General features: G+C 71.0%; 18 protein-coding genes and 1 riboswitch. Of the genes, 9 read left to right on the top strand and 9 right to left on the bottom strand.

The window, feature by feature from the left end; translation table 11 throughout:
• Positions 1 to 150: 150 nt before the first annotated feature.
• From ETD83_RS25845 to ETD83_RS25835, 3 genes are read right to left on the bottom strand one after another with little or no spacing between them, the layout of a single operon-like run.
• A complete protein-coding gene (locus tag ETD83_RS25845; RefSeq protein ID WP_138647797.1) occupies positions 151 to 1014 on the bottom strand; it encodes an ABC transporter permease in 864 nt (287 codons plus the stop codon).
• A complete protein-coding gene (locus tag ETD83_RS25840) occupies positions 1007 to 1843 on the bottom strand; it encodes an ABC transporter ATP-binding protein (protein WP_138647796.1) in 837 nt (278 codons plus the stop codon). Before ETD83_RS25840 ends, ETD83_RS25845 begins: the two co-directional genes overlap by 8 nt.
• The gene (locus ETD83_RS25835; RefSeq protein ID WP_138647795.1) at positions 1840 to 2892 is read right to left on the bottom strand and encodes an ABC transporter substrate-binding protein; all 1053 of its coding nucleotides are present in this window, start codon (positions 2890 to 2892) and stop codon (positions 1840 to 1842) included. Before ETD83_RS25835 ends, ETD83_RS25840 begins: the two co-directional genes overlap by 4 nt.
• Positions 2893 to 3016: 124 nt before the next feature.
• Between ETD83_RS25835 and ETD83_RS25830 the strand changes: the two genes are divergently transcribed.
• Positions 3017 to 3925 (top strand): TauD/TfdA dioxygenase family protein, encoded by a 909-nt coding sequence (locus ETD83_RS25830; protein ID WP_138647794.1) that lies wholly within the window; start codon positions 3017 to 3019, stop codon positions 3923 to 3925.
• Between the two features lie 238 nt (positions 3926 to 4163).
• Here the strand turns inward: ETD83_RS25830 and ETD83_RS25825 are convergent, their stop codons facing one another.
• Entirely contained in the window at positions 4164 to 5228 is a 1065-nt protein-coding gene (locus ETD83_RS25825) for a helix-turn-helix transcriptional regulator (RefSeq protein ID WP_171064432.1), read from the bottom strand.
• Positions 5229 to 5502: 274 nt separating this feature from the next.
• Here ETD83_RS25825 and ETD83_RS25820 point away from each other — a divergent pair, with 274 nt between their 5' ends.
• On the top strand, positions 5503 to 6873 hold the full coding sequence (locus ETD83_RS25820; RefSeq protein ID WP_138647792.1) for a carbohydrate-binding protein: 1371 nt from the start codon (positions 5503 to 5505) through the stop codon (positions 6871 to 6873).
• Between the two features lie 131 nt (positions 6874 to 7004).
• On the opposite strand, the gene ETD83_RS25815 is transcribed toward ETD83_RS25820, so the two are convergent.
• Entirely contained in the window at positions 7005 to 7715 is a 711-nt protein-coding gene (locus ETD83_RS25815) for a response regulator transcription factor (protein ID WP_138647799.1), read from the bottom strand.
• Between the two features lie 67 nt (positions 7716 to 7782).
• Here ETD83_RS25815 and ETD83_RS25810 point away from each other — a divergent pair, with 67 nt between their 5' ends.
• Positions 7783 to 8898, top strand: a complete 1116-nt coding sequence (locus ETD83_RS25810; protein ID WP_138647791.1) for a WD40/YVTN/BNR-like repeat-containing protein — start codon at positions 7783 to 7785, stop codon at positions 8896 to 8898.
• On the top strand, positions 8895 to 9191 hold the full coding sequence (locus ETD83_RS25805; protein WP_138647790.1) for a MoaD/ThiS family protein: 297 nt from the start codon (positions 8895 to 8897) through the stop codon (positions 9189 to 9191). The genes ETD83_RS25810 and ETD83_RS25805 overlap by 4 nt, the downstream gene beginning before the upstream one ends.
• A 264-nt stretch (positions 9192 to 9455) precedes the next feature.
• Here ETD83_RS25805 and ETD83_RS25800 read toward each other — a convergent pair whose 3' ends face one another.
• Positions 9456 to 10817, bottom strand: a complete 1362-nt coding sequence (locus ETD83_RS25800; protein WP_138647789.1) for a M28 family peptidase — start codon at positions 10815 to 10817, stop codon at positions 9456 to 9458.
• A 344-nt stretch (positions 10818 to 11161) separates the two neighbouring features.
• On the opposite strand from ETD83_RS25800, the gene ETD83_RS25795 reads away from it, so the two are divergent.
• Complete coding sequence (locus ETD83_RS25795) at positions 11162 to 11539, top strand: hypothetical protein (protein WP_138647788.1); 378 nt, start codon at positions 11162 to 11164, stop codon at positions 11537 to 11539.
• A 502-nt stretch (positions 11540 to 12041) separates the two neighbouring features.
• Positions 12042 to 12182, top strand: a riboswitch (cyclic di-AMP (ydaO/yuaA leader).
• Between the two features lie 6 nt (positions 12183 to 12188).
• Positions 12189 to 12857 (top strand): NlpC/P60 family protein, encoded by a 669-nt coding sequence (locus ETD83_RS25790; RefSeq protein WP_138647787.1) that lies wholly within the window; start codon positions 12189 to 12191, stop codon positions 12855 to 12857.
• A gap of 230 nt (positions 12858 to 13087) precedes the next feature.
• On the opposite strand, the gene ETD83_RS25785 is transcribed toward ETD83_RS25790, so the two are convergent.
• Positions 13088 to 13744, bottom strand: coding sequence for a DUF4360 domain-containing protein (locus tag ETD83_RS25785; RefSeq protein ID WP_138647786.1), 657 nt, complete (start codon positions 13742 to 13744; stop codon positions 13088 to 13090).
• Between the two features lie 448 nt (positions 13745 to 14192).
• Between ETD83_RS25785 and ETD83_RS25780 the strand changes: the two genes are divergently transcribed.
• Positions 14193 to 17918, top strand: coding sequence for a multicopper oxidase domain-containing protein (locus ETD83_RS25780; protein ID WP_138647785.1), 3726 nt, complete (start codon positions 14193 to 14195; stop codon positions 17916 to 17918).
• A gap of 132 nt (positions 17919 to 18050) precedes the next feature.
• Positions 18051 to 18482: a Fur family transcriptional regulator gene (locus tag ETD83_RS25775; protein ID WP_138647784.1), complete on the top strand. Its 432-nt coding sequence runs from the start codon at positions 18051 to 18053 to the stop codon at positions 18480 to 18482.
• A 95-nt stretch (positions 18483 to 18577) separates the two neighbouring features.
• On the opposite strand, the gene katG is transcribed toward ETD83_RS25775, so the two are convergent.
• Together katG and ETD83_RS25765 are read right to left on the bottom strand one after the other, a co-directional pair.
• Positions 18578 to 20806 carry a catalase/peroxidase HPI gene (gene katG / locus ETD83_RS25770; protein WP_138647783.1) on the bottom strand — a complete coding sequence of 743 codons (2229 nt, stop codon included), beginning with the start codon at positions 20804 to 20806 and terminating at the stop codon, positions 18578 to 18580.
• Between the two features lie 30 nt (positions 20807 to 20836).
• A complete protein-coding gene (locus tag ETD83_RS25765; protein WP_138647798.1) occupies positions 20837 to 21241 on the bottom strand; it encodes a Fur family transcriptional regulator in 405 nt (134 codons plus the stop codon).
• Positions 21242 to 21395: 154 nt separating this feature from the next.
• Between ETD83_RS25765 and ETD83_RS25760 the strand changes: the two genes are divergently transcribed.
• Entirely contained in the window at positions 21396 to 21887 is a 492-nt protein-coding gene (locus ETD83_RS25760) for a hypothetical protein (protein ID WP_138647782.1), read from the top strand.
• The last annotated feature ends 275 nt before the right edge of the window (positions 21888 to 22162 follow it).

Here is a 22162-nt window from a genome sequence, read left to right as displayed (position 1 = left end):
CCCCCACGACGATGGCCGCCAGCCCCAATGCCGTCGCCGCCCTGCGTCCGTACATTGCGCCCCTCCCCTACTTTCTATACATGTTTGGTCGACAAAGGATGATACAGAAGGATGGCGACGTCAAGGCGTGACTTGCGGGTAATAGTCGACTTAGTGGCCGATGTCGGTCCGCCACCGCGTGAAACGGCGCTCGATCACGACGAGCAGGTGGTTGAACAGCAGCCCGAGCGCGGAGATGGCGATGATCCCGGCGTACATGTCGTTGATGGCGAAGTTCTGCTGGGACGAGTTGATCAGGAAACCGAGCCCCTCCTTCGCGCCCACCATCTCGGCGACGATCATCACCAGCACGGCGGTGGCCCCCGCCAGCCGGATCCCCGTGAAGACCGTCGGGACCGCGGCGGGCAGGATGACCTTCTGGAAGATGCGCGGCGCGGGCAGCCCGAGCGACCGCGCGGACTTGACCAGCGTCGGGTCCACGTTCCGGACGGCACTGATCGTGTTGAGCAGGATCGGCCAGGTGCACGCGTACAGGACGATGGCCACCTTCGACGTCTCGCCGATGCCGAGGATCAGGATGAACACCGGCAGCAGCGCGATCGCGGCGGTGTTGCGGAACAGTTCGAGCAGCGGGTTCAGCAGCTCCGCGACCGGCCGGTACCAGCCGATGAGCAGGCCGAGCGGCACCGCGAGGACGATCGCCAGCCCGAACCCGGACAGCGAGCGGGCGAGGCTCGTCTCGGCGTCGCTCCACAGCTGGCCGCCCGCCGCCAGGTCCCACAGCGCCGGGACGACCTCCGACACCGGCGGCAGGAAGATGGGGTCGACCAGGCCGGCGCGCGGGGCCGCCTCCCAGACGGCGAAGAACGCGACGAGCGCGACCGTCCGCCGCACGATCGTGGCCGCCACGGTGGCGGCCCGCCGGACGGCCGGGCGGCGCGCCCCCGGCCGGGGCGGCGGTGAGGCGGCGGCGGACGGCTCGGTGAGTGCGGGTGCCTTCGCGGTGCTAACCATGGTGGATCTCCTCCTTGCGCGGCGCCGGGACGGTCAGCCGCTGTGCCGTCTGGACCTCGTCGCGCAGCAGCGACCAGACCCGGTGCCGGTGCGCCGCGAACGCGGGGGTCGACCGGACGTCCGCGTCGGCGTCGCGTGGCCCGAGGTCGATGCCGACGACCTCCTTCACGGTGCCGGGCCGCGCCGTCATGACGGCCACCCGTCCGCCCAGGTAGACGGCCTCGTCGATGCCGTGGGTGATGAACACGACGGTCTTGCCGGTGCGCGCCCAGATGCGCAGCAGCTCGTCCTGCAGCGACTCGCGGGTCTGCGCGTCGAGGGCGGCGAACGGCTCGTCCATGAGCAGCACGTCGGGGTCGTAGGCGAGGCTGCGGGCGATCGCGACCCGCTGCTTCATGCCGCCGGACAGCTCGTGCGGGTACCGGTCCGCGAACCCGGACAGGCCGACGAGGTCCAGATGCTCGCGGGCGATCTCGGCCCGCTCCCGGCGGCGCAGCCCCGTCCGGGCGGACGCCGCCTCCAGGCCGAACTCGACGTTGCGCTGCGCCGTCCGCCACGGGAGCAGCGCGTACTGCTGGAACACGATGCCCCGGTCGAGGGCGGGCCCGGTCACCTCCGCCCCGTCGATGAGGACGCGCCCCGACGTCGGCGCCGCCAGCCCGCCGATCAGGTCGAGCAGGGTGGACTTGCCGCACCCGGACGGCCCGACCACGACGAGGAACTCGCCGTCGGCGACGTCCAGCCGGACATCGTGGAGCGCGGTGACCTCGCCGCCGCCCCGGAGGGCGAACGCCTTCCCGACCCCGGACACACTGATCTTCGCGGTCATCGCCCGCCCCTCCCGCCCGCGTACGGGTTGAACTCGTTGGTGTACAGGTCGGCGGCCTTGACCCGGCCCTTCTTGATCTGGCCGACGTCCTCCAGCCAGGCCCGCCAGGTGTCGAACTCCCGGTCGGTCATCACGCCGCCCGCGCCCGCCACGCCCCACGACTTCCAGTACCGGAGCGCGTCGGCGTTCTCGTTGCGTCCCCGCGACCGGAGGATCCTCGTCATGCGGTCGATCACCTCGGCGCGCGGCCGCTGCCGCGACCATTCGATGGTCTTGGCGATGCCCGCGGTGAAGGCGCGGACGGTGTCGGGGTTGCGCTCGATGAAGTCGTCCCGGAAGACGTAGGAGCCCGCGGTGAACTGGCCGAGGAAGTCGAGGTCCTTGAACAGCGTGCGGACGCCGCCCGCCGCGAGCGCCTTGTCGCGGAAGATCCCGTTGATTGCGGCGACGTCGAGCTGCCCCTGCCGCAGCGACTGCTCCATGGTGACCGGCGGCACCGCCAGCGACTCCACCTTCGCGATGTCGGCGCCGGACAGCCCGTTGCGGCGCAGGTAGAGGTCCTGGACGGCCTGGGAGTGGCCGCCCAGCGTGTTCATCCCGACCTTCTTGCCGATCAGGTCGCGGGGGGACCTGATCGGGCTGTCCGCCAGGACGAAGAAGCCGGTGTAGGACTTCGCGTCGGTGCCGTAGTAGCCGATGACGGACGTGATCGGCGCGCCCGCCTCCTGCAGCTTGACGACCGCGCCGTTGAACGCGCCGCCGAAGTCGACCTGGCCCGTCGCGGCGGACTGGACGTCCTGCGGCCCGCTGATGGTGTTGCCGATCCACCGCAGCCGCACGTCGCCCAGGTGGCCGAGGTCGGCGGCGAGCTCCGGCAGCGTGACCTGGCCGGTCCAGCCCTGGTAGCGCAACGTGCTGGTGCGCCGGGCACCGCCCGCCGCGCTCCCGCAGGCGGCGGTGACGGGGACGGCGGCGGCCGCCACCGCGAGCGTGGAGATGAATCGTCGTCGTGTCGTTGCCGTGCTGCCCGTGCTGGCCGTCGGGGTCAAGAGCCCTCACCTATTCCCAACTCAACCGATAGGAATTGTTGACTATACCCCGCGAGCGTGCTTCGCTCTAGAGCAGCGGTTCCTCCTTCCTCCCCACGTCCCTTCACGAGAAAGAGGTGGACGCATGTCCGACTTCGACGTCCGCAGGATCGGCGGTCGCATCGGCGCGGAGATCACCGGCGTCGACGTGCGCGAGCTGTCCGACTCGATCTTCGGCGAGATCCACGCCGCGCTGCTGGAGCACAAGGTCCTCGGCTTCCGCGGCCAGGACCTCACCGACGACGACCAGGTCGCCTTCGCCTCGCGCTTCGGCGCGCTCACCGGCGCCCATCCCACCGTCCCCGCCGTGGACGGACGGCCCGAGATCCTGCCCGTGGACAGCGAGTCGGGGCGGGCCAACCACTGGCACACCGACGTCACCTTCGTCCGCACGCCGCCCAAGATCAGCACGCTGCGCGGCCTCGTCATCCCGCCCTACGGCGGCAACACCCTCATCGCCAACACCGCCGCCGCCTACCGCGACCTGCCCGACGAGCTGCGCGAACTCGCCGACCGGCTCTGGGCCGTCCACACCAACGACTACGACTACGTCACGCCCGGCAAGAGCGGCGTCGACCCCGCCAAGGCGGCGGAGCACCGCAAGGCGTTCGTGTCCCGCAAGTGGAAGACCGCCCATCCGGTGGTGCGCGTCCACCCCGAGTCGGACGAGCGGAACCTGTTCATCGGCGGGTTCGCGCAGAACATCGTCGGGCTGTCCGCCCAGCGGGAGGGACGCGCCATCCTCGACATCCTGCAGTCCTACGTCACCCGCCCGGAGAACATCCTGCGCTGGGTGTGGGCCCCGGGCGACCTGGTCGTGTTCGACAACCGGATCACCCAGCACTACGCGCCGGACGACTACGGCGACCTGCCGCGCCTGCTGCACCGCGTCACCGTCGCGGGCGACGTCCCGTCCGGTGTCGACGGGCGGCGCAGCTACCTCCTGGAGGGCGACGACGCGTCCCACTACACCCCGGCCGCCACGGCGGCCTGACGGGTGACACGCGGCCGGGTCCGGTGAGGGCTGGCACCGGACCCGGCCGCGACCCGCCCTTTTCACCGGCGCCGAGACCCGTCAATTCCGGGAATCTCACAGAACAGCGCAAAATGGCGGAACATTGATCGCACGGGACGGCCCGGCACGCCGCGCACACCGGCGGCCGGAGGAAATTCGATCCCGGCGCCGTCCGGCGCGGCGAAAACGCGCCCGCCCCGAAGGCGAATTGACGCCGTCAGACGAGATCGCGGCGCGCGGCGTGAACGCCCGCCTGGAATCTGGTTCGGGCGTTGAGTGTGCGCAGCAAGCGGGCGACATGCCGGCTCACAGTTCGCGCGCCCATTCCGGTGTGGCGGGCCACCGCCTCATCTTTGAGCCCGGCGGCGAGCAGCGTCAGCAGGTGCCGGTCGGCCTCGGACAGCCGTGGCCAGACATCGCCCGTCTCGTTGTCGCCCTGCAGTGGGGTCGCCTGTTCCCAGCAGGTGTTGAACACGCTGATGAGAATGTCGAGAAGCGTCGAGGGACGGATCAGGGCGCTGATGCCGGGGTCGTCGCCCCGCAGCGGCATCAACGCCATTTCGTCGTCCACGATGATGAGTTTGGTCGGCGCGCTCTCCAGCACGCGGGCGCGTTCTCCGAGGACTGCGTCCTGCCGGGCCATTTCCAGCTTCTCGGGGATGGCGAGCGCGTCGGGGGTGAAGATGACGCGGTACTCCACACCGTGGCCGATCTGCTCGCGCTCGACCTCGTTCGGGGCCTTCGGGTCGACGGCGTAGGGCGGCTTGTCGATGGCCTTGACGTGCTTGACCGCGCTGCGCTGGACCTGCTCGTAGCGCTGGACCACCGCCTCCATCCCGTCGATGATCTCGACGAGCTTCTGCGGGTTGGTGCGCTGCTCGGCGGCGAGCAGGTCGCCGCTGAGGCGCTTGGCCTCGATGCGCGCCCGGATGAACTCCGTCTCCCGCTGGCGGATCAGCGTCTCGACGACGGCGTCCGGCGGGTACGGAAAGTACTTCGGATCGGTGGACGCGTCGATGCCGATCATGCCGAGCGCTTCGAGTTCTTTGAGGAGCCCGGCCAGCCGCGGCCGGGGTTCGTCCGACAAAGCCGCCAGCTCACCGAAAGTGGTGCCGGGGTTGTGCAGCAACGCACTGTAAAGGGACTGCTGCAGAGTGGTGATACCGAGAGCCGCGAATGGATTCTCGTCAGTTGCGGCGGACGCGGGAGACATGGACGGATTATCCAGCAAAGGCATGGGGCCGCCAAGCCTCTGAGCCCTATCCGATGCGGCACGCGCCATCTGACCCCGTCGAAGCAGGGCCCAACCCGTGTCCGAAACCCGCAAATTCTTGCCTCGGCGGCTGCGGCGACCGCACATCTTCCACGTCCGCGCGTGATCTTCGCGCACTCAAATGGAGTTCTTTGATTTTCCGCCCGTTAGCCCGGGGCGGGCAAGTGGCAATGGTGGCGAAGATCGACACGGGCGATAACTCGCCAGAACGCTGGCGGGGAGAGGCTTTCTCACCTGCGCAAAGTCAATCTACCTTTGCCGCACCCCCACACAAGGAGAGACCATGTCTCACAGACGCGGCCTTCGGGTCGCCGTAATCGCCGTCGGCGCGCTGGGCCTCGCCGGCATTCAGGGCACCGCGACGGCCCAGCCGCCCGGCTCCTACCAGCTACCTCCCGGCTCCTACACCAAGCCTTTGGCCGCGGCCAACGCCGCGAGCGCGTCGGCTGACATGCTGAAGGCCATGCAGCGCGACCTCGGCCTCACCCAGGCGCAGGCCAAGCAGGCGCTGGCCAACCAGGTCGACACCGGCGCCAAGGCCGGGAAACTGCAGGTGCGGCTGGCCGGCAGCTACTCCGGCAGCTACGTCACCGGCAAGACCGGCGGCACGCTCCACGTCGCCACCAACAACCCCGCCAAGGCGGCCGAGATCGCAGCCCACGGCGCCCGCGCCGAGATCGTCAAGTACAGCCTTGCCGAGCTCGACGCCGCGAAGGCCCAGCTGGATCGTGCCATGCAGGACAACGGCCCCGCCCACACCCCCGTGTGGTTCGTGGACATCCAGAGCAACAGGGTCGTGCTCCAGAGCTCCTCACCCGCCAAGGCACGTGCTCTCGTCAAGGCGGTCGGGGTCAGCCTCGACAAGGTCGCCATCCAGCGCTCGAACGTCAAGCCGCGCACGTACTACGACATCCGCGGCGGCGACGCCTACTACATGGGCGGACGCTGCTCGGTCGGCTTCCCGATCACGCGCAGCGGGACGCACGGCTTCGCCACCGCCGGGCACTGCGGCCGGGCGGGCACGGCCGTCCAGGGGCACAACCGTGTCGCGCTGGGCAGCTTCCAGGGCTCCAGCTTCCCGGGCAACGACTACGCCTGGGTGTCGGCCAACAGCCAGTGGACCTCGACCAACAAGGTGAACGGCTACGGCAGGGTCGCCGACCCGACCGTCGCCGGTTCGACGGTCACCCAGGTCGGCCAGCCCGTGTGCCGCTCCGGCTCCACCACCGGCTGGCACTGCGGGACGGTGTCGCAGCACAACACCAGCGTCACCTACCCCGAGGGCACCATCAGCGGGGTGACCCGGACGACCGTGTGCGCCGAGCCCGGTGACTCCGGCGGCTCGTACATCTCCGGTTCCCAGGCGCAGGGCGTGACGTCCGGCGGCTCGGGCAACTGCAGCAGCGGCGGGACGACGTTCTACCAGCCGATCAACGAGATCCTCCAGGTGTACGGGCTCACGCTCGCCACCGGGACCGGCGGCCCGGACCCGGGCGACCCTGACCCGCCCACGGGCACCTGGGCCGCGGGGACCGTGTACCAGGTCGGGAGCACCGTCACCTACAACGGCGCCCAGTACCGCTGCATCCAGGCCCACCAGGCCCAGCCTGGCTGGACTCCGGCCAATGTGCCGGCACTGTGGGAGCAGATTTGATGACGGGAGCCGCCAGGCACCCGTGATCAGCGCCCCGGAAACCGGCTTCTGGGTGCACTGTCTCCCTCGGGCCCTCCCCCAGACCTCCACTGGGGGAGGGCCCGCTTTTTGTTGATGGAGGACGGCGCCCGTCAGCGCCGGGGCGCCCGCAGGACGTAGCCGACGCCGTGGACGGTGTGGATGAGCTTCGGCTCGCCGGTGTCGACCTTGCGCCGCAGGTAGGAGATGTAGGTGTCGACGATGCCGGTGTCGCCGCCGAAGTCGTAGTGCCACACGCGGTCGAGGATCTGTGCCTTGGACACCACGGTCCCGGCGTTCTCCATCAGGTAGCGCAGCAGCCGGAACTCGGTGGGGGACACCCGGACGGGACGCCCGTCGCGCGTCACCTGATGCCCTTCGGCGTCGAGCGCGAGCGGGCCCGCCGTCAGCACGCCGGCGTGGTGGCCCGCCGTCCGCCGGAGGATCGCGCGGATCCGGGCGATCAGCTCCTCCAGGTCGAACGGCTTCGTCACGTAGTCGTCGGCGCCGAGGGACAGCCCGGTGACCTTGTCGGCCTGGCCGTCCCTGGCGGTGAGGAACAGGACGGGCACCGGCCCGCCGCGGCTCTCCCCGCGCTGCTCGCGCAGCCGCCGGACGACCTCGAAGCCGTCCAGGTCCGGCAGCATGACGTCGAGCAGCACGAGGTCGGGGGGCTCCGCGGCGGCCGAGGCGACCGCGTCCGCGCCGGTCGCCGCCGACGTGACGTGGAAGCCGGCGAAACGCAGCGTCGCGGAGAGCAGCTCCCGGACGGTGGCCTCGTCGTCCACCACGAGCAGCCGTTCGGCGCCTTGCCCGGGCGTCATGTCCTGGCCTAGTCCCTGCACGACGACCAGACTATGTACCCCCGGCCCAGGCATCGGAGGTAGAGCCATGACCGGAGTACGGGTTCTCGTCGGGACGCGCAAGGGCGCGTTCATCCTGACCTCGGACGGATCGCGAAAAGACTGGGAGGTCGGCGGGCCGCTCTTCGGCGGCTGGGAGATCTACCACCTCGCCGGGTCGCCCGCCGATCCGTCCCGGCTGTACGCGGCCCAGTCCACGGGCTGGTTCGGGCAGGTGATGCAGCGCTCCGACGACGGCGGCGCCACCTGGCGCGCGGTCGGCAACGAGTTCGGGTACGAGGGCGTGCCCGGGACCCACCAGTGGTACGACGGCACGCAGCGGCCGTGGGAGTTCAAGCGGGTGTGGCATCTCGAACCGTCGGCCGCGGATCCGGACACGGTCTACGCCGGGGTCGAGGACGCCGCCCTGTTCCGCTCCGCCGACGGCGGCGCGTCGTGGCAGGAGCTGCCCGGGCTGCGCGAGCACGGCTCGGGGCCGTCCTGGCAGCCGGGAGCGGGCGGGATGTGCCTGCACACGATCGTCCGGGACCCTGAGAGGGACGAGCGCATGTACGCGGCCATCTCCGCGGCGGGCGTGTTCCGCACCGACGACGGGGGCGCGACGTGGCGGGCGGTGAACCGCGGCCTGCGCTCGGAAGGGCTGCCCGACCCCGAGGCCGAGACGGGGCACTGCGTCCACCGCATCGCGATGCATCCGGCGCGTCCCGAGGTGCTGTTCATGCAGAAGCACTGGGACGTCATGCGCAGCGACGACGCGGGCGAGACCTGGCACGAGATCAGCGGCGACCTGCCGAGCGACTTCGGGTTCCCGATCGCCGTCCACGCGCACGAGCCGGACACCGTCTACGTCGTCCCGATCAAGAGCGACGGCGAGCACTACCCGCCGGACGGGCGGCTGCGCGTCTACCGCAGCCGCACCGGCGGGAACGAGTGGGAGCCGCTGACCAGCGGGCTGCCGCAGGAGCACTGCTACGTCAACGTGCTCCGGGACGCGATGGCCGTCGACGCGCTCGACTCGTGCGGACTCTACGTCGGCACGACCGGCGGGCAGGTGTACGCGTCGTCCGACGCCGGGGACACGTGGGCGCCGATCGTCCGCGACCTGCCCGCCGTGCTGTCCGTCGAAGTCCAGACCCTGCCGTGATCCGCGTCGTGCTGCCCGCGCACCTGCGCACGCTCGCCGGGGTGCGCGGCGAGGTGGAGCTGGACGTGCCGGGGCAGGTCACGGTGTGCTCGGTCCTGGACGCGCTGGAGGCCCGCCACCCGGTGCTGCGCGGGACGATCCGCGACCACGCCACCGGACGGCGCCGCGCGTTCGTCCGCTTCTACGCCTGCGCCGAGGACCTCTCCCTTGAGCCGTCCGGGACCGTCCTGCCGGGAGCGGTCGCTACGGGCGAGGAGCCGTTCATCGTGGTCGGCGCCATGGCGGGCGGCTGAGCGCGGCCGCGCTGGCCCGGGCGAGGCCCTGAGGGGCCCCGCCCCAACGTGACCTGGCCGGAAACGGGGGGCGGGGCCGGGCCGCGCCGCACCAAATCGCAGGGTGCGGGGGCCCACCGGCGGCCGTGCACTAACGGGGGACCGCCGACTTCTCCTACAGCGCCACCGCCCGGCAATTCGTCACGGACCGGGACGATGCCGGGCGATGCCGGACGATGCCGGACGGGGCGTGCAGAAGACGCGGCGGTCCCCAGCCGTTGCCCGCTACTTGTGGCGCGCCACCTCGTACGCGGCGCAGCCGATGATCTCCATGGACACCTGGAGCCGCTTCAGGCTGACGTTCTGGGCGATCGTGTCCTCGGGCGTGTGGTAGACCGGTTCGAGCTGGCTCGGCGCCTCGTTGCCGCGCCAGCTGAAGTTGCCCGCGGCGATGCCGCGCTCGTAGAACGCCTCGTGGTCGCTGGAGCCGCGGGCGGTGGGGCCCTGGACCTGGTCGACGTAGCCGAGCCGGCGCGCGGCGGCGTTCACCGCGGCGGTGGTGGTGTTGTCCTTGCCGTCCACGGACAGCAGCCAGTACGTCTCCGCGGGCGGATGGCTGGTGGCGACCATGTCGTTCTGGAAGCAGCCGGTGATCTGCTTGACGCCCGCCTCGTCGAGCTGCTTGACGTAGTGGCGGGAGCCGATCAGGCCGTTCTCCTCCGCGCCCCACAGGTAGATGCGGATCGCCTGCTGGGTGGGCAGCCGCTTCAGGACGCGCGCCAGCTCCAGGCACAGCACCGTCCCGCTGCCGTCGTCGTTGGCGCCGGGCGAGCCGGGGACGCTGTCGTAGTGGGCGCTGACGATGACGGCCTTGCCGTCGGGGTTCGGCAGCGTCGCCTTCCGCTCGGCCAGGACGTTGTACGACGTCATCCCGGTGTGCTTGGTGATCTCGAAGGACAGCCGCCGGGCGCCCGCGCGGATCCGCTCGCCGTGGTATCCGGCCAGGCCGAGCACCGGGATCGCGACCGGTTCGGTCAGGGCCGGGGCGAACGAGGCGGGCTTGCGCTCGGGGAAGGTGTCAGAGCGCGCGTTGACGATGAGCGCCGCCTTGGCGCCCGCCGCCGCGGCGGCCTTGGCCTGGTCGGTCTCCTTGCCCGCGATGCGGTCGAACAGCACCAGCTTGCCGTCCACGTCGCCCGGGACGTCGACGACCTTGCCGACGTCCACCACCGTTCCGTGGGCGGAGCCGGTCGCGCCCTGGAGCGAGGCGCTGGCCTGCCAGAGCCGCTCGCCCCTGGCGCGGATCTCCGCCAGGTTCTTGTCCGCGACGGGGAAGGGCTGCAGCTCGACCTTGTAGCCGAGGTCGCGCAGCACCCCGGCGATGTAGCGGGCGGCGCGGTGCTCGGACTCGGTCCCGGCGATGCGCCAGCCGATCCCGTCGCTGAGCACCTTCAGGTGCCGCAGCGCCCGGCGGACGTCGATACGGGCGACGACGGCCTTGTCACCGGTGCTGAGCGAGGGCGGCAAGAGGGCGCCGGGGCGCTGCCGGGTCGCGGCGGCGGCGGTGCCCGGCAGCAGGCCGACGGTCGCGAATCCGGCGAAGGCCGCGGCTCCGGCGAGCAGGTCACGGCGATTGACCTCGGACATGGGCGTCTCCTCGGGGAGATATGGGCGCACACCCGTCCCGTGCCCGGATTTCGAGCCGGTAACGGATGACAACGCCGCGAGGAACAGGGCCCCCGTTGCCGGAAAATCTACGAAATCACCTTAATTCCGACAAGGACGGCTGATCGCTCCGCAACTCAAACGTGATCAAGTTCGGTTCTGCGAAAACGCCGTCCGGGGCCGCCGCCGGCGCGATGCTCGCCGTCCGCGTCCGCGGCGTCACCCGTGACCGCTCACGGCCGATTCCCGGCCCCGTCCGGCGGGCAGCAATAGCATGAGGCCATCCCTCGCGGCGGCGGACGGTTCATTCGAACAGAGGTGCGTGGATGTATCCGATTCCCTATGGCGGAGCGGAACCGGTCCTGCTGCAAATCGGCGATATCGCCTTGACGGGAACACACGTCCTCCTCCCGTACGGGCGCTACCCGCTGCACGGCGCCACCTGGACGATCCAGGACTCCACCCAGATCACCGAGGGCATCCCGACGGTGGCCATCGTCCTGACCATCATCTTCGTCTGGTTCTGCCTGCTGGGCCTGCTCTTCCTCCTGATGAAGGAGCGGCGCTACCTCGGCTTCGTGACCATCTCCGTGACCGGCCCCGGCTACCACCACACCGCCCAGTTCCCACCGGGCCCCCAGTCGAGCGCATGGGCCGCCCACGCGGTAGCACAGGCCCGAGGCATCACCGCCATGGCGTATTAGCCCAGGGGGCGACCCCCTGGAACCCCCGTCACGGTCGGCGGACCGTTTCCCGACCGGCGGGTCGTGCGACCTCCGGCGCGGGGCGCCTTCGGCCGCACGACCCGTGACCCGGCTGAGGTAGGGGCACTGAGCTGGGGTGTTGTTGATTTTGTCCGGGTTTGCCTTCCGTTGACGTAGGGAGTAGCTTGTCGCTCACCAAGGCGCCCGCCAGGCGTTTTGCCGCACCGTGTCCGTCTGGGCACGGTCCCCCGGACGACACCGTCGGACGGGGGTGGCGGCGGCGCGGTCCACGCGTCGTCTCGTGACGGTCCTGCCGCGCGGGGTTCCCGAGACCCCGCCCCTCAGCCCGGCCATGCGCACGCCGACGTGCGGGCGCTGAGCGAAGCCAGGACCGGTTCACCAGAGCTGCGCCCCTCCCTAGGGCGCCGCACCATCAGCGCCGCTCTTTCGCACGCGGGACACAAGGGTCCCGTGGATGGGCCGTCGTGCCCTCACCAGGATTGAAGCGGCAACGCCGAGTCCGCCGTCGCGCGGAGCCGGGGACCCACATCGCACTGGGGTGAATCGGCCTGCCCCCAGGCCGAAGGGCGACTTCCACGTCCGAACCCGTCAGCTAACCCGGTAGGCGTCTGGAAGCCAAGGAGACCCCTTGAAAGGCAAGCACGGCAAGGACCGCTTTCCCCTAGGCCCCCGTATGACCGGCGCCCTCTTCGGCCTCGCCTTCTTCGGCGTGGTCGCGAGCACCGCGCACGCGTCGGTCGGTTCCGACTCCGACTCCGGCTCCGGTTCCGGTTCCGGCGACAAGGCGGCCGCCATCGCGGCCCTCCCCCACAAGCAGAAGAAGCCCGAACGGGCCGTGCCGGACGCCTCCGGTGACAAGGCCCGCGCCAAGAAGTCCGGCGCGGCGAACGCCCGCTCCGAAGTGATCGCCCGGGCCAGGACCTGGAACCCGGGCACCGACGACCGGGTGCGCTACAGCCAGGTCCGCAGCCACAACGGGTACCGCGCCGACTGCTCCGGCTTCGTCTCGATGACGCTGGGGCTGGAGAAGCCGGGCCCGAACACCCAGGGCCTCACCTCGTCGCGGTACACCGAGCGCATCTCGATGGACGAGCTGAAGAAGGGCGACCTCGTCATGGACGCGCAGGGCACCAACACCACGCGCCATGTCGTCATCTTCGAGAAGTGGGCGAACAGCGGCCGCACGTCCTACTGGGCGTACGAGCAGCGCGGCCGGTACGGCACCGACTACCGGGAGCGCGACTACGGCCTGGACTCGGGCAGCCAGTACAAGGCGTACCGCCCGAAGAACCTCTAGGAACGGCGCAAGGCGACGCCCGGCCGGGTGCGTCCCGGCCGGGCGTTCGTGCGTCCCGCAGGGCGAGTCAGGACGGCCGAGGGGGGAGGCGCCGGCGCCTCCCCCCTCGGTTCAATATCTGTCCGAATTCGGCGACGTTGTGTGATCGGCTGGCGACCATCCGATCAGAATCGCCCCTTCGGCGGCGTAACGCGCACCCTTCGTGGGAATGGCGTCACGCAATGCGCGTATCAGTCGCAGCGCTTCCACACGAGGTGGTAGACGGAGTTGCCGCGCGCGGATTCCATGGCGATGAAACTGGACTTGGTCGAGTCGCCCTTGTCCACCCGCAGCTCGGTGTTGATGTTCAGGTTGCGGTCCTTGCCGCACGGCTTGAAGATCCGGCCCTCGGAGTCGGTCTTGTCGGCGAACTTCCAGTCGTCGTCGAACGGGCCCTTGAGCGTGTGGGAGACGGCCTGCGACTCCGAGTTGCCCTGGAAGTAGTAGTTCGTGCGGCGGAGGGCGGTGGCCCCGGCCTCGAGGTGGGCGAAGCCGCGGGACTCGATCCCGACGACCGCGTATGTGTATCCCTCTGGCGCGTTGACCTGCACGCTGAGCTGGCAGTTCTTCCGGGAGTCGGTGGGCGGGGCGTCGCCGCCGGCCCAGGCCACGTACTTGTCGTAGGTGACGGTGAAGGCGGTGTTGCCGTGGGAGGGGGTGACCTTCGTCGTCCCGGCGGGGCAGCCGGAGCCGTTGATGGTCTCGACGCTGATGGTGACCTTGCTCGGCACCGGCGGAGCGTCTGCGGCGGGGGGGTCGATGGAGGCGGAGGCGGCGGTAGCGGTCGCCAGCGTGGGAAGGAGCAGGGCAGCGCCCACCGCGATCGCCGTACGTGTGGCGTTCTTCATGGGTCGGTTCTCTCAGGGGGTTCTTGGTCGGCGCCTTCACCGCACACGCCTCGCACCGGCCGTTTACCAGCGGATTTGCGGCGACTTTGGCGCCAACACGTCAATGGCGATTCTCTCGGTCTGGAGAATCCTCCGAGAGGTTATTCCGGTCCCGCCGACTTGGTCAACACTTTGCCTTTCCATCTTATTAACAATTAACTTTGCGTTTTCTACGCTCTTTAAGGCCGGGCCTTACGCTCTTTTTGGCACACGCCGGGCGGCCGGGCGGGGGCGCCGGGCGGAACACCTTGACTCCCCGGTACGTCATACCTGTCAATACCCCGTACACCCCGCGCTGAGGGCCCGCTTACCCCGGGCACCTCGCAGACCCCGCGTACCCCGCGCAGGCCGAGGGCCGCCGCCCAGCGGGCGGCCGCCGAGACAACGGGAGTTCCAGGGGGATTCACAGATGCCCGTGAAGAGGGTGTACGACGTCGTCGCGCTGCACGTTCCCATCGTCTTCGACGCGCACGGGGACCATGACCGCAACGGGATGATCTTCACGTTAGCCGACCACGTGACCGAGCTCAACAGGATCAGGGAGAGCTTTCCGGCGCCCTTCCCCGACCCACTGAAGCATCCGGAGCTGCTTCCCGACCCGCATCCGCTCGTCCGCCCGCTCGTGCTGCGGGCCCGCGTGGGCGAGCGGGTCGTCGTCCGGTTCCGCAACGAGCTGCGGTACCGGGCCGGAATCCACGCCAAGGGCGTCGGGCACCGAGTCGTGACCGCCGACGGGGGCGCGGTCGGCCGCAACCCGGACTCGGCCGTCGCGCCGGGCGGCTCGATCACCTACGAATGGGACGCCGCGTACGAAGGCGTGTTCTATTTCGGCGACCTCGCCGACCTCCGCGGCGGCGAGGACGGCGCTCAGGCCCACGGGCTGTTCGGCGCGCTGATCGTCGAGCCCGAGGGCGCCACCTGGACCGACCCGGTCACCGGCGAACCGCTGCTGGACGGCCTCTATGCCGACGTCCACGTGCCGGGGCAGGAGAGTTTCCGCGAGTACGCGCTGTTCATGCAGGACGAGTCGCCCAACGACAACCCCGTCCTCCCGCCGCACCCGCTCTACGAGTGCGAGCGGCCCCGTCCGCACACGCATGCGCCCGCCGCCGGAGGGGAACGGCTGGCGCCCGTCCTGTTCCCGGAGCACGACGACGACCACGGTGGCGGGCACGGGAACGAGGGGCAGAGCGAGCATGCCGCCTCGATGATGCTCATGAGCTACCGCACCGAGCCGATGGGCTGGCGCTCCCTCGCCTACGAGCGGATGCTCGAAGCGGGCGAGCTCGACCCGGCGCGGGACGCGATCGTCGGCGAGGAGCAGCACCACGGCTCCTGGCTGTTCGGCGACCCGGGGACGCCGATCTTCCGTGCCTACGGCGGCGACCCCGCGAAGATCAGGCTGGTCCACGCGGGAGTGAAGGCGACGCACGTCTTCCACCTCCACCTGCACCAGTGGAGGGCCGTGCCCGGGAACGGCGACTCCCCCATCATCGACTCGGTCACGATCAGCCCGCAGCAGGCGTTCACGATCGAGCCGATCGGCGGCGCGGGCTCGGTGCAGGCGGCGACCGGGGACATCATCTTCCACTGCCACCTCTATCCCCATTTCCACTCCGGCATGTGGGGGATGTGGCGGGTCTTCGACGTCCGCCAGGACGGCGCCGGACGCTACCCGGACGGCACGCCCATCGCGCCGCTCCGCCCGCTCCCCGGCCGTCCGGAGCCGCCCGCCGCCACCGCCGAACGTCCGGGCTTCCCCGCGTTCATCGACGGGACGTTCCCGCAGAAGTCGCCCCGCCCGCCGCGCACACCGGCGATGCCCGAGGGGATGGGACGGGAGCCGTCCGCGCTGGAGCGGGCGGCGTTCGTCCCCGACCCGCAGCCGGGCGAGGCGTTCACCAAGATCACCCTGGACCCGGACGCGCCCGTCCGCCGCTACCACCTCGTCGTCATGCAGGGCACCATCCACTACTTCGAGAGCCGCCACGGGGACGGCCGCGGGGACGGCGGCCACAAGGAGACCTGGCATGATCATCGCGGCGTGTTCTTCGTCCTGAAGGAGGAGATCGACGCCTCGGGCGGGATCGAGACCTTCCGGAAGGAGCTCGCCAAGGGCACCCGGAAGATCGAGCCGATCGCGATCCGCGGCCGCAAGGGCGAGATCATCGAGTTCACCCTGACCAACGCGCTCCCGCCGGGCTGCCACGCGGAGACGGCGTTCGACGCCGTCCTGCCGTTCCAGCCGGAGTGCGGGCTGCACGTCCACCTGGTGAAGTTCGACCCGCTGGTGTCGGACGGCGCCAGCGTCGGCTGGAACTACCTGTCCGGGACGACCACCGCCGACGCCGGCCCGGAGGACCACGAGCGCTACCGCTCCTGGATGTACCGGTGGTACTGCGACGAGGAGTTCGGCGTCGTCTTCTTCCACGACCACCTGCTGGCCAACGAGCGGCAGCGGCACGGCCTGTTCGGGTCCATGATCGCCGAGCCGGAGGGCGCCGTCTGGGTCGACCCGCACGACCACGGCCGGGAGGTGCGCAACGCGTCCCAGGCCGTGGTGAAGCTCCCGGACGGGAGCGCGTTCCGCGAGCAGGTGATCCCGGTCGCCGACTTCGTCCCGCTGATCAAGCACGGCGCCGGGGAGGAGGGCGAGCCGATCAACCCGCCGGCCTTCCCCGGGGCCCTGGACGACCAGGGCACCATGGCCGTCGGGTACCGCTGCGAGCCGCTCCACGAGCGTCCCGGCGACCCGGCCGACTGGTTCTCCAGCGCAGTCCACGGCGACCCGCAGACGCCATTACTGCGCGCCTATCCCGGCGAGCGGCTCCGCGTCCGCCTCTACCAGGGGTCGCACGAGGAGCAGCACGGCTTCACCGTGCACGGCATGCGCTGGCACGCCTGGCGGGACGATCCGCGCTCGCCGCTGCGCACGCAGCAGACCCTCGGCATCTCCGAGGCGTTCAGCCTGCACATCGACCCGTCGCACAGCGCGGGCGACCACATGTGGGCGTTCTCGGCCATCGACGACACGTGGCTGGGCTGCTGGGGCTTGTTCCGCCTCCACGGGGAGGAGCAGGACGACCTGCCGCCCCTGCCGGACGCGTTCGGCGACGGCGGGCCTCCGCCGTTCGACGTGCGCAACGCCCGGCGGTACCACGTGCGAGCGGTCGCCCGCGAGATCCACTACAGCGACCGCCGCAGTGACCCGTTCGGCCTGGTCTACGCCGTCGACGGGGCGCCGGAGGGCGAACCGCTCGTCCTGCGGTGCCGGGCCGGGGAGTGGGTGGAGCTGACGCTCTCGAACGAGGTGGACGCCCCGCCGGAGCCGACGCCCTACGACCCGCCGCTCCCGGCCCTGGACGACCCCGCCGACCGGGAGGTGTCGGCACGGGTCTCCCTGCACCCGGTCGGGCCGCTGCGCTACGACGTCCGCGACAGCGACGGCGCGTTCGCCGGGCGCAACGGCGACGGCACCGTCAAACCGGGCGCGGACGTCACCTACCGCTGGTACGCGGACACCCCGGGCGTGATCCTCCTGGAGGACCGCGCCGACCTCCGCACCCACCGCCACCGCGGCCTCGTGGGCGCCCTCGTGGTGGAGCCGCCCGGCGCCACCCCGGTGGGCGGAGCGTGGACGGGGGCCCAGGCGGTGATCCGCCGCCAGGGCGCCGATGACGTCCACGAGCTGGTCCTGATCCTCCAGGACGGCGTGCGCCAGTACCACCACGGCGACCCCACCCAACCGGTGACCGACCTGGAGGACGAGCCGGAGGACTCGGGCCAGAAGGCGTTCAACTACCGGAGCGCACATCTGTTGCCGCGCCGTCCGTCCCTGGCGGTGGACCATCCGGGGACGCCGATGCTGCGGTGCCGGCCGGGCGACGTCGTCCAGGTCCATCTGGCGGTGGGGGCGGACCGTCCGCGCAACCACTCCTTCCAGATCCACGGCATGACCTGGCCGATGGAGGAGCATCTCGACGGCCCGCGCGTGGGCGCGATCGGCGGCCTGACCAACGGGACGCTCCGCACCCTGACCTTCAGGGCCGGGGCGCCGGGCGACTACGCCTACCGGACGGGCGTGTTCCGCTGGGCCCTGACCGAGGGGCTGTGGGGCCTGATCCGCGTCCGCTGACGCGTGCCGGGCGGCGGTCCTCCCGGGCCGCCGCCCGGCCACCGGGGAGCGCGGCGTACGCCGAATGTCCGTTTAGACTTGTGTCGTTCGCTGTCTGAAGTCTTTCGCGTCCGTGAGGATAGGTTCGGCGCCATGACCGTTTCCCCCCCGACCACCGCCGAGGAGCTGCGCGGGGCCGGCCTGCGGGTGACGGCCGCGCGGGTAGCGCTGCTGGAGACCGTCCGGGAGGGCGACCACCTCGGCGTCGAGGCGCTCGCGTCCGGGGTGCGCGACCGGGTGGGCCACATCTCCCTGCAGGCCGTGTACGAGGCGCTGCACGCGCTCACCGCCGCCGGGCTGGTGCGCCGGATCGAACCGGCCGGGAGCCCGGCCCGGTTCGAGGGACGCGTCGGCGACAACCACCACCACCTGGTGTGCCGGAACTGCGGCGCGGTCAAGGACGTCGACTGCGCCGTCGGCCACCCGCCCTGCCTGGACCCCGTCGACGACGCCGGCTTCCTGATCGACGAGGCCGACGTCACGTTCTGGGGCCTCTGCCCGGCCTGCCGCCCCAAGCCCGGCTGATCACCGAGCCCGGCTGATCACGGGGCCCGGGCGATCACTGCGCATGGAACGTCCGGGCCGGTCGGCGAGGCGCCGGCCGGCCCGGACGCCGCCGGTCAGCGCAGCTCGAACCGGTCGAGGTTCATGACCTTGTCCCATGCCGCGACGAAGTCGCCCACGAACTTCGTCGCCGCGTCGTCGCTGGCGTAGACCTCGGCGAGCGCGCGCAACTCGGAGTGCGAGCCGAAGACGAGGTCGGCGCGGCTGCCGGTCCACTTGACCGCGCCGGTGGCGTCGCGGCCCTCGAAGGTCTCCGCGTCCTCGGACGTCGGGTGCCACGTCGTGTCCAGGTCGAGCAGGTTCACGAAGAAGTCGTTCGTCAGCGTCCCCGGCGAGGCGGTGAAGACGCCGAGCGACGACTCCTGGTGGTTCGCGCCCAGCACCCGGAGACCGCCGACGAGGACCGTCATCTCCGGCGCGCTCAGCGTGAGCAGGTTCGCCCGGTCGAGCAGCAGGTACTCGGCGGGGAGCCGGTTGCCCTTCCCGATGTAGTTGCGGAACCCGTCGACGGACGGCTCCATCGCCTCGAAGGACTCGACGTCGGTCTGCTCCTGCGACGCGTCCGTCCGGCCCGGGGTGAACGGGACCGTCACGGTGTGCCCGGCGGCCTTGGCGGCCTGCTCCACGGCCGCGCAGCCGCCGAGGACGATCAGGTCGGCGATCGAGATCCGCTTGCCGCCGGTCTGCGCGGAGTCGAAGGACTCCTTGACGCCCTCCAGGGTGCGCAGCACCGTCCGCAGCTCGTCGGGGTCGTTGACCTCCCACGTGTTCTGCGGTTCGAGGCGGATGCGGGCGCCGTTGGCGCCGCCGCGCTTGTCGGTGCCGCGGAACGACGCCGCCGACGCCCACGCGGTGGACACCAGCTGCGACACCGACAGGCCCGAGGAGAGGAGCCGCTCCTTCAGGGCCGCGATGTCCGCGTCGTCGACGAGCTCGTGGTCCACCTCGGGGACGGGGTCCTGCCAGACGAGCGTCTCCGACGGGACCTCCGGGCCGAGGTAGCGCGCGATCGGGCCCATGTCGCGGTGGGTCAGCTTGAACCAGGCGCGGGCGAACGCGTCGGCGAACTCGTCCGGGTTCTCCAGGAACCGGCGCGAGATCGGCTCGTAGATCGGGTCGTAGCGGAGCGAGAGGTCGGTGGTCAGCATGGTCGGGTGGGTCCGCTTGGACGGGTCGTGCGCGTCCGGGACGGTGTCCGCGCCCGCGCCGCCCTTCGGCCGGTACTGGTGCGCGCCCGCGGGGCTCTTGAACAGCTCCCACTCGTAGCGGAACAGCGTCTCGAAGAACGAGTTGTCCCACGTGGTCGGGGTGGGCGTCCAGATGCCCTCAAGGCCGCTGGTGATCGCGTCCGCGCCCACGCCGGTGCCGTAGGTGCTCTTCCAGCCGAGGCCCTGCTGCTCCAGCGGGGCGGCCTCCGGGTCGGGGCCGACGTGGTCGGCGGGGCCCGCGCCGTGCGTCTTGCCGAAGGTGTGGCCGCCGGCGATCAGCGCGACCGTCTCCTCGTCGTTCATCGCCATGCGGCGGAACGTCTCGCGGATGTCGCGGGCCGCGGCGATCGGGTCCGGGTTGCCGTTCGGGCCCTCCGGGTTGACGTAGATGAGGCCCATCTGGACGGCGCCCAGCGGGTTCTCCAGCTCGCGGTCGCCGGTGTAGCGCTCGTCGCCGAGCCAGGTGGTCTCGGGGCCCCAGTAGACGTCCTCCTCGGCCTCCCAGGCGTCCTCGCGGCCGCCGGCGAAGCCGAACGTCTTGAAGCCCATGGTCTCCAGGGCCACGTTCCCGGTCAGGACCAGCAGGTCGGCCCAGGAGATCTGCTGGCCGTACTTCTTCTTCACCGGCCACAGCAGGCGGCGGGCCTTGTCGAGGCTCGCGTTGTCGGGCCAGCTGTTGAGCGGCGCGAAGCGCTGCTGGCCGGACCCGGCGCCACCCCGGCCGTCGTGGACGCGGTACGTCCCGGCGCTGTGCCACGCCATCCGGATCATGAACGGGCCGTAGTGGCCGAAGTCCGCCGGCCACCAGTCCTTCGAGGTCGTCAGCACCTCGGCGATGTCCCGCTTCACGGCGGGAAGGTCGAGGCCGGAGAACGCCTCGGCGTAGTCGAAGTCCGCCCCGAGGGGGTTCGCCACGTCGGGGTTCTTGGAGAGGAGCTTCAGGTTGAGCCCGTTCGGCCACCAGCCGCGGTTGCCGCCGCCCTGGGTGGGGTGGGGGGCGCGGGTGTGGGCGACCGGACAGCCGCCTTCCCCCTCCGCGTTGGTGTCGTAGGCGAAGTTTTCCTTGTTTTCGGACATGTGGATCCTCCCAGGGCAATGCGCGGCGTATCAGGAGCTCTCGGTGGTGGAACAGTCGGGACACAGGCCCCAGTAGACGACCTCGGCCTCGTCGATCGTGAAGCCGCGGTCGTCGGAGGCGGTCAGGCAGGGCGCCGCACCGACGGCGCAGTCTGCGTCGGCGATGACCCCGCACGACCGGCACACGACGTGGTGGTGGTTGTCGCCCACCCGCGACTCGTAGCGCGCCACGAATCCGGCCGGCTGGATGCGCCGCACCAGGCCCGCCTCCGTCAGGGTGCGCAACGAGTCGTACACGGCCTGGTGGGACACCGTCGGAAGATCCCCGCGCACGGCGCCGATGATCGAGTCCGTGTCGGCGTGCGGGTGCGCGTGCACCGCTTCGAGCACCGCCAGACGCGGACGGGTCACCCGCAGCGCGGCCCCGCGCAGCATCTGCCGAAAGTCCAAGGCCATGGCCACGCCCCACAGGCTGGCCCACTTTCTGGAATCAGTCAAGAATTGGACGGCATCATGTTCGTGGAGCGCTCGCATGACCGGGCGAAACCAGGGCACAAGTGCCGTGACGCGACAACCCGGAGAAACCTCTGTGTCCACGTCGACGAACGATCACGCCGAGGCGTCCGCCGAGGCCGGGCCGCCCGCCCTCCGCATCGGCCGGTGGCGGTTGCGCACCGGCCGCCGGCGGCTGCCGGGCGGCCGCGCGGCGGCGGTGCCGTCGGGCCGGAAGGTCCGCCGCGCGTTCCGCCGCACCCTGCGGCGATGGGGGCTCGGCTCTGCCGCCGACGAGCTCGCCGACCACCTGACGGCACTGGTCCAGGACGTCCTCGCCCGCAGCCCCATGCGGGGGCGGGGGGCGATCGACCTCCGGCTGGAGCTGCGCGCGTCCGCCCGGATGCTGCTCGGCGAGATCCATCCGCTTCCCGCGCGTCCGGGCGCCCGCGATCCGGCGGGCGGCGGTACGGGCGGGCGCGGCATCATCGTCCTCACCTACGGCCGCCGTCCCGGCCGCGGTGGCGCCGCCATCCGGTACGTCCACCGGTTCACCTGGTGGCGGACGGACTCGATCATCACCGACTGACGCGGCCACCCCGGTGACACTTTTCTACGCCGCAACTGAAGCGTCACCGATTTTTTACGAAAATGAACACCTGCCGGCTGTTCGATGACGCGTTCCACGCGCGGCCCGGCAAGGGGGTTTCAGAGCTTGAAGAGTTTTTCGTACGGGGCGAGAATCCTGACCCTCCGCGTCCCGAAGTCGACCAGGACGGCTCGTCCCGGCTCCACCTCCACGATGCGCCCGAGCCCGTACTTGTCGTGCGTGACCTGGTCCTGGAGTGCGAACTCCTTGACGGG

The organism is Actinomadura soli, assembly GCF_005889715.1.
GTDB lineage: Bacteria > Actinomycetota > Actinomycetes > Streptosporangiales > Streptosporangiaceae > Spirillospora > Spirillospora soli.
Note: the sequence above shows the minus strand (reverse complement) of the source record. Positions and strands in the feature narration are given on the sequence as shown.

What these genes read in the sequence shown, in the direction of transcription:
- ETD83_RS25820 (WP_138647792.1), top strand. Translation starts at nt 5,503, where the DNA reads ATGTCTCACAGACGCGGCCTTCGGGTCGCCGTAATCGCCGTCGGCGCG.
- ETD83_RS25795 (WP_138647788.1), top strand. Translation starts at nt 11,162, where the DNA reads ATGTATCCGATTCCCTATGGCGGAGCGGAACCGGTCCTGCTGCAAATC.
- ETD83_RS25810 (WP_138647791.1), top strand. Translation starts at nt 7,783, where the DNA reads ATGACCGGAGTACGGGTTCTCGTCGGGACGCGCAAGGGCGCGTTCATC.
- ETD83_RS25845 (WP_138647797.1), bottom strand. Translation starts at nt 1,014, where the DNA reads ATGGTTAGCACCGCGAAGGCACCCGCACTCACCGAGCCGTCCGCCGCC.
- ETD83_RS25815 (WP_138647799.1), bottom strand. Translation starts at nt 7,715, where the DNA reads ATGACGCCCGGGCAAGGCGCCGAACGGCTGCTCGTGGTGGACGACGAG.
- ETD83_RS25775 (WP_138647784.1), top strand. Translation starts at nt 18,051, where the DNA reads ATGACCGTTTCCCCCCCGACCACCGCCGAGGAGCTGCGCGGGGCCGGC.
- ETD83_RS25825 (WP_171064432.1), bottom strand. Translation starts at nt 5,228, where the DNA reads ATGGCGCGTGCCGCATCGGATAGGGCTCAGAGGCTTGGCGGCCCCATG.
- ETD83_RS25765 (WP_138647798.1), bottom strand. Translation starts at nt 21,241, where the DNA reads ATGCTGCGCGGGGCCGCGCTGCGGGTGACCCGTCCGCGTCTGGCGGTG.
- ETD83_RS25780 (WP_138647785.1), top strand. Translation starts at nt 14,193, where the DNA reads ATGCCCGTGAAGAGGGTGTACGACGTCGTCGCGCTGCACGTTCCCATC.
- katG (WP_138647783.1), bottom strand. Translation starts at nt 20,806, where the DNA reads ATGTCCGAAAACAAGGAAAACTTCGCCTACGACACCAACGCGGAGGGG.
- ETD83_RS25840 (WP_138647796.1), bottom strand. Translation starts at nt 1,843, where the DNA reads ATGACCGCGAAGATCAGTGTGTCCGGGGTCGGGAAGGCGTTCGCCCTC.
- ETD83_RS25830 (WP_138647794.1), top strand. Translation starts at nt 3,017, where the DNA reads ATGTCCGACTTCGACGTCCGCAGGATCGGCGGTCGCATCGGCGCGGAG.
- ETD83_RS25785 (WP_138647786.1), bottom strand. Translation starts at nt 13,744, where the DNA reads ATGAAGAACGCCACACGTACGGCGATCGCGGTGGGCGCTGCCCTGCTC.
- ETD83_RS25800 (WP_138647789.1), bottom strand. Translation starts at nt 10,817, where the DNA reads ATGTCCGAGGTCAATCGCCGTGACCTGCTCGCCGGAGCCGCGGCCTTC.